The sequence below is a fragment of the Streptomyces cahuitamycinicus genome, from assembly GCF_002891435.1.
Classification (GTDB): domain Bacteria; phylum Actinomycetota; class Actinomycetes; order Streptomycetales; family Streptomycetaceae; genus Streptomyces; species Streptomyces cahuitamycinicus.
Window position 1 is genome coordinate 1 of record NZ_POUC01000523.1, and the last position, 4,789, is coordinate 4,789.

Annotated in this window: 3 protein-coding genes and 2 pseudogenes; 3 read left to right on the forward strand and 2 right to left on the reverse strand. The window is 66.7% G+C overall.

Translation table 11 applies throughout. The features are described from left to right. Together C1J00_RS38300 and C1J00_RS38305 are read right to left on the reverse strand one after the other, a co-directional pair. Positions 1–512 (reverse strand): annotated as a pseudogene (locus tag C1J00_RS38300) (alpha-glucuronidase); the annotation flags it as partial. 85 nt (positions 513–597) lie between these two features. After that, positions 598–935, reverse strand: a pseudogene (locus C1J00_RS38305) (hypothetical protein); the annotation flags it as partial. A gap of 435 nt (positions 936–1,370) precedes the next feature. Here C1J00_RS38305 and ngcE point away from each other — a divergent pair. From ngcE to C1J00_RS38320, 3 genes are read left to right on the forward strand one after another with little or no spacing between them, the layout of a single operon-like run. Further along, on the forward strand, positions 1,371–2,825 hold the full coding sequence (gene ngcE / locus C1J00_RS38310; RefSeq protein WP_102913505.1) for an N-acetylglucosamine/diacetylchitobiose ABC transporter substrate-binding protein: 1,455 nt from the start codon (positions 1,371–1,373) through the stop codon (positions 2,823–2,825). A 44-nt stretch (positions 2,826–2,869) separates the two neighbouring features. Then, a complete protein-coding gene (locus C1J00_RS38315; protein ID WP_102913506.1) occupies positions 2,870–3,796 on the forward strand; it encodes a carbohydrate ABC transporter permease in 927 nt (308 codons plus the stop codon). Between the two features lie 3 nt (positions 3,797–3,799). Beyond that, positions 3,800–4,723, forward strand: coding sequence for a carbohydrate ABC transporter permease (locus C1J00_RS38320; RefSeq protein ID WP_102913507.1), 924 nt, complete (start codon positions 3,800–3,802; stop codon positions 4,721–4,723). The last annotated feature ends 66 nt before the right edge of the window (positions 4,724–4,789 follow it).

The window sequence follows — 4,789 nt, forward strand, 5'->3', positions numbered from 1 at the left end:
CCCCGCGCCCTCCCCTCCCGCCAGAACAGCGAGCCGCCCGCGTACCCGCGCTCCACCTGGCCCATGACCGGGTGCACGGCCACGTTGTCCCAGTGGTCGAGCATGCGCAGGGCGAGCGCGGGGAGGTGTGTCTCCCCGGCCCGTCCGCCGGTGAAGGCCGTTTCGCCGAGGCGTACGACATGGAACAGCCCGTACAGCAGTCCGCGTCCGCCCCGGGCGGTGACGGTTGTCGTGCCGTCCTCCCGGGCGCAGGTGAAACCCTCCTCGCCGAGGAGTTCCGGTCCCTCGGCACCGAGGTCGAGGACCAGGTCGTACGCGCCGTCCGCTACGGCGTCCCGCACGACCCGGCCCCCGAACCGCCGGCAGGCCTGAGCCACCTCCCCGTGCACCGTCTCCACCAGCGGACCCGATCCGCGGATCAACGTCCTGCGGCTGCCGACAGCCCGGAAGGTGGCGGGCGGCAGCCAGGCCGGGTCGACACCCTCGGGCAGGACAGGCACGGGAAGCGGCATCGGACCCCCAACTCGGTTGTGCGGGACAGCAGTTGGACCACCGCCGACGTGTTCTCACGCCGAGGACCAGGCGGTACCTCTCCTACGTACCCGGCGATCTCACGGTGAACGCGCGGGTCCGCCGGTCCCCGGCGAAGGCTGCCCCGGGCGCCGGTCCAGCGTCTGCCAGGCCGTGCCGTCGGAGGAGCCCTGGAGCGTCCACCGGGCCGCCGACGACGTCAGCGTGTACTCGACCGCCTCGGCGCCCTTCGGGACCGGCAGATCCACGGACGTCACCGCGTCGTCCGTCGCCGACGCGTCGTCGAACAGGGCACCGTCGCCCTCCAGCACGTCCGCGCGCGGCGACGGCACCTCGTCGTCCCGGGTGATCGACACGGGCGCGGCATCGCCGCCCGTGCCCCAGGACGACGGCCGCGGACCCATGCCGGAAAGCGAAGGCGGTCGCCGACACGACCGCCGAACCCCAGCTGTGCCGAGCTTTCCGCAGCATCTACGGGTACCCTCCCTGCGCAGTGGACAACGTTGTCAGCTTCGACGCGCAAGGATCAGTGGTTGCCCAAGGGCCCGGGAGTGTCAAGGGTGTTGCTTGTGGCATTCAGGGGTGATGACCGGGATATTTCCGCCGAGGAACAGACGCAGCCCCCGACTTTCCGCCAGGTCTCAACTCGGATAAGACCCACGGCCAACCCTGTGTTCGATCTTGATCCGCCGACGGGAAGTGGACTATACCTGTCGCACGCTTCACACGATCCGCACGTCACCACCCGCACTTTCCTGCACGACCCAGCTTGACCCGATCGCGGTGCCGGGAAGGATCCGGTTCACCGCCTGAGTCCTGGAGAAGGCGAGGACTTGAGCATGGGATCCACTTCCGCCGAGAACCACGGCACCGAGGGTGTCGGCCGCCGTGATCTGATCAAAAGGTCCGCCGCGCTCGGGCTGATCACCGTCCCCACCATGAGTTTCCTGTCCGCCTGCGCCTCCGGCGGCGGCGACGACACCGGTGACAAGGCCAAGGCCGGCAAGAAGACCGCGAAGAACCCGCTCGCCGTCAACGACACGGCCGGCATGGAATTCGTCCTGTTCGACGGCGGTTTCGGCAAGGAGTACGCCGAGGACGCCGTGAAGATTTACGAGAAGAACTTCCCCAAGGCCACGGTGAAGTTCTCCGCCACCCAGAAGATCCAGTCCACCCTCCAGCCCCGCTTCAACCAGGGCACCCCGCCGGACCTCATCGACAACTCCGGCGCCGAGCAGATGGACATGGGCGTCCTGGCCGGCAAGAACCAGCTCACCGACCTCACCCCGCTGCTGGACGCGCCCTCCTACGACGACCCGGCCAAGAAGGTCCGTGACACGCTGCGCCCCGGCATCGTGGAGATGGGTCAGCTCGACGGCGACCCGGTCTGGATCATGTACTACGCCTACACGGTGTACGGCGTCTGGTACTCGCAGAAGGCGTTGGACTCGCTCGACGCCGCCTATCCCGAGACGTGGGACCAGATGCTCGCCGTCTGCGCGAAGGCCAAGAAGAAGGGCATGGCGGGCTGGACGTACGCGGGCAAATACCCGTACTACCTCCCCTTCTCGCTGTACCCGATGATCGGCAAGGTCGGCGGCAGCGAGGTCCTCGACGCGATCGACAACCTGGAGCCGAACGCCTGGAGGCACCCGGCCGTCAAGGCCTGCTTCGAGGCGTACTACGAGCTCTACAAGAAGGGCTACGTCCTCAAGGGCACCCCGGGTCTGGACCACATCCAGTCGCAGACCGCCTGGGCCGAGGGCAAGGCACTGTTCATCCCGAACGGCTCCTGGGTGGAGAACGAGTCGGCCAACGTCATCCCCGAGGACTTCGATCTGGCCGTCTCCGCGCCCACCGGCCTCGACTCCTCCGACAAGATGCCCTTCGGCACCATCTGGGCATCCGGCGGCGAGCCCTTCATCGTCCCGGCCAAGGCCAAGAACGCCGCCGGCGGCATGGAGCAGCTGCGCATCATGCTCAGCGAGGCATCCTCGAAGAACTTCACCGGCAAGGTGAAGTCGCTGACCGCGTACAACGGCGGCACCGACGGAATCACCCTCACCCCTGGTCTGAAATCCGGCGTCGCGGCGCTGGACAAGGCCGGCGAGAACGTGGTGAATCCCCGTCTCCAGGACTGGTACGTGCAGTTGCAGAAGGAGAAGATCGGCGTCTCCGGCCTGGGCGAGATGATGGCAGGCCGCCTGACTCCGGCCGAGGCCATCAAGAAGATCCAGGCCTTCGCCGACGAGACCGCCAAGGACGACTCCATCAAGCACTACAAGCACCAGTAACGGCACCGGAAAACCCAAATTCCGCACACGGCACCGGAGTGGCGATGCAGCACGGCAAGTACCGGTTCATCGTGGGCTTCCTGGCGTTGCCCCTCGGCCTGTACGCGCTATTCGTGGTCTGGCCGTTCATCCAGTCCATCTATTACTCGTTCACGGACTGGACCGGCCTGAGCCCCGAATTCACGATGGTCGGTTTCGACAACTACAGCCGGATGCTCGACGACGACATCTTCTGGAAGTCGTTGCAGCACAGCCTGCTGTTCGCCCTCCTGCTGCCGGTGGTGACGATCGGCCTCGCGCTGTTCTTCGCCTTCATGATCAATGTGGGCGGCAGAAAGAGAAAGAACGGCCCGGTCATCACCGGCGTCCGCGGCTCCTCCTTCTACAAGATCGTCTACTTCTTCCCGCAGGTCCTCTCGATCGCCATCGTCGCGCTGTTGTTCGCGTTCGCGTACAACCCGGACAGCGGCGCGATCAACTCGCTGCTGCGCGGCATCGGCCTGGACGACGTCCAGCCCCTGTGGCTGGGCGATCCCGACCTGGCCCTCTGGGCGGTGATGGCGGTCCTCGTCTGGTCCACGGTGGGCTTCTTCGTGGTCCTGTTCTCCGCAGGCATGGCATCCATCCCCGCGGACATGTACGAGGCGGCCCTGCTGGACGGTGCCAACCGCTTCACCACGTTCTTCCGGATCACCCTGCCCCTCCTCTGGGACACGGTGCAGTCCGGCTGGGTCTACATGGGCATCCTCGCCCTGGGCGCCGAGTCGTTCGCGGTCGTGCAGATCATGACGACCGGGCCGGGCGGTCCCGACTACTCGACCACCGTCATGGTCCTGTACGTGTACCAGAAGGCGTTCCGTGACGGGCAGGCCGCCTACGCCACCACCATCGGTGTCGCCCTGCTCGTCGTCACGCTGGCCTTCGCCGCCGTGGTGATGCGGCTGGGCCGTCGCGAGCGGCTGGAGTACTGACCCATGAAGACGACCGAAACCCCCGCGCCGCTCCCGGCCGAGTCCGGGGCCCCGATCACCAAGACGGACATCGAGCCGCCGCCTCCCGTGAAGGAGAAGAAGGAGGGCACGGTCCTCAACGTCTTCTCCCACGGCGTCCTGGTCATCTGGGCGTTCATGGTGGTCCTGCCGCTGCTGTGGGCGGTCATGACGTCCTTCAAGGACGACCGCTCGATCTTCAGCTCCCCCTGGTCGCTCCCGGACTCCCTGCACTTCGACAACTGGTCGCGGGCATGGACCCAGGCCAACATGAGCGACTACTTCCTCAACACGGTCCTCGTGGTGGGCGGCTCACTCGTCGGCACCCTGGTCCTCGGCTCCATGGCGGCCTACGTCCTGGCCCGCTTCGACTTCCCCGGCAACCGTTTCATCTACTACCTGTTCATCGGCGGCATGAGCTTCCCGATCATGCTCGCGCTGGTCCCGCTGTTCTACGTCGTGAACAACATGGGCCTGCTGAACACCATCCACGGCCTGATCCTGGTCTACATCGCCTACTCGCTGCCGTTCACGGTGTTCTTCCTGACGGCGTTCTTCCGCACGCTGCCGACGTCGATCGCCGAGGCGGCGTTCGTGGACGGGGCCTCGCACAGCCGCACGTTCTTCCAGATCATGCTCCCCATGGCCAAGCCGGGCCTGATCAGCGTGGGCATCTTCAACTTCCTGGGCCAATGGAACCAGTACATGCTGCCGACGGTCCTCAACACCGACCCGGACAAGCGGGTCCTCACGCAGGGCCTGGTCCAGCTCGCCGTCAGCCAGGGCTACAAGGGCGACTGGTCGGGTCTCTTCGCGGGCCTCGTCATGGCGATGCTGCCGGTGCTGGCGGCGTACATCATCTTCCAGCGGCAGGTGGTGCAGGGGCTTACCGCGGGGGCGCTGAAGTAGCCAGGGCCGGTACCACAACCGCCGGGTGGTTCCGCAGCCCGGCGCAGCGGGGTGCCTCCCCCAAGC